Source organism: Actinoplanes couchii, assembly GCF_016862075.1.
In the GTDB taxonomy this organism is placed as follows: Bacteria; Actinomycetota; Actinomycetes; order Mycobacteriales; family Micromonosporaceae; genus Actinoplanes; species Actinoplanes couchii.
In genome coordinates this window covers 1-1,232 of record NZ_BOMG01000188.1, presented here as the reverse complement: position 1 = coordinate 1,232, position 1,232 = coordinate 1, and the positions used below count along the sequence as shown (strand labels likewise).

Here is a 1,232-nt window from a genome sequence, read left to right as displayed (position 1 = left end):
GGGCCACATCACCACATACCTGCACACCCAACTGTCTCCGGAGGTCGCCGAGCGGGCCGAGTCCCCCCTCGATCACCTACAGCGACTCAGCACCGCCGTCGGGTCGATCACCGATCGGGACGACACCCTGCGCAAGAAGGTCATCACCGAGCTGGAGGCCCTTCTGCGGCGTCTCGACCGGCGTGCGAAGCCCGCCGACGACCTCGGCGACCAGATCCAGGCGGCAACACCCGAGCAACTCTTCAACCTGGTCGACCGCGGTTTCGACGGATCGTCCTTTCTGTAACGGGGTGCGAAGGCAATGGCGACGGAAGAAGAACTCTCCACCTACCTCAAGCGCGCGGTAGTTGACCTGTACAACACCCGCGAGCGCCTCCGCGACGTGGAGGAACGCGCAGTCGAGCCGATCGCGATCGTCGGCCTGGGCTGCCGCTACCCGGGCGGGGTGAGCGACGGCGACGGGCTGTGGGATCTGGTGTCCTCCGGCGTGTGCGTGCTCGACCCCTTCCCGGCCGACCGAGGCTGGGACGTGGCGGCCCTGTACGACCCCGTACCGGGCACACCGGGCAAGTCGTACGTGCGTGAGGGTGCCTTCATCCAGGACATGGCCGGGTTCGACGCGGCATTCTTCGGGATCTCACCGCGGGAGGCGGCGTCCATGGACCCACAGCAGCGGCTGCTGCTGGAGGTGGCGTGGGAGGCGCTCGAGGACTCCGGCATCGACCCCTACTCGCTGCGCGGCTCGATGACCGGGGTCTTCGCCGGCGTCATCGACCAGAACTACGGCGCCTGGTCGGCTGCGGCCAGCGCGGCGGCCGCCGGGTACCTGCTGACCGGCAACCTGCCGAGCGTGGCGTCCGGCCGGATCGCGTACGTGCTCGGCCTGGAGGGCCCGGCGGTGAGCATGGATACGGCGTGCTCGTCGTCGTTGGTGTCGGTGCATCTGGCGGCGCAGGCGCTGCGGCAGGGCGAGTGCGACCTGGCGCTGGCCGGCGGTGCGTGCGTCATGGTGACACCGCAGCCGTTCGTGGACTTCTCCCACCAGCAGGGCATTGCCGCCGACGGGCGGTGCAAGCCGTTCGCGCAGGCCGCGGACGGCACCGGGTGGAGCGAGGGTGCCGGCCTGATCGTCCTGGAACGGCTGTCGGACGCGCGGCGTAATGGCCGGCGGATTCTGGGAGTCGTTCGTGGTTCGGCGGTGAACCAGGACGGTGCGTCGAACGGCATGGCAG

Annotated in this window: 2 protein-coding genes; both read left to right on the top strand. The window is 69.6% G+C overall.

Translation table 11 applies throughout. The features are described from left to right. On the top strand, nt 1–286 hold a 286-nt coding region (locus Aco03nite_RS52420), incomplete at its 5' end, for a hypothetical protein (RefSeq protein ID WP_203810782.1). A gap of 15 nt (nt 287–301) precedes the next feature. Further along, on the top strand, nt 302–1,232 hold a 931-nt coding region (locus Aco03nite_RS52415), incomplete at its 3' end, for a beta-ketoacyl synthase N-terminal-like domain-containing protein (RefSeq protein ID WP_203810780.1).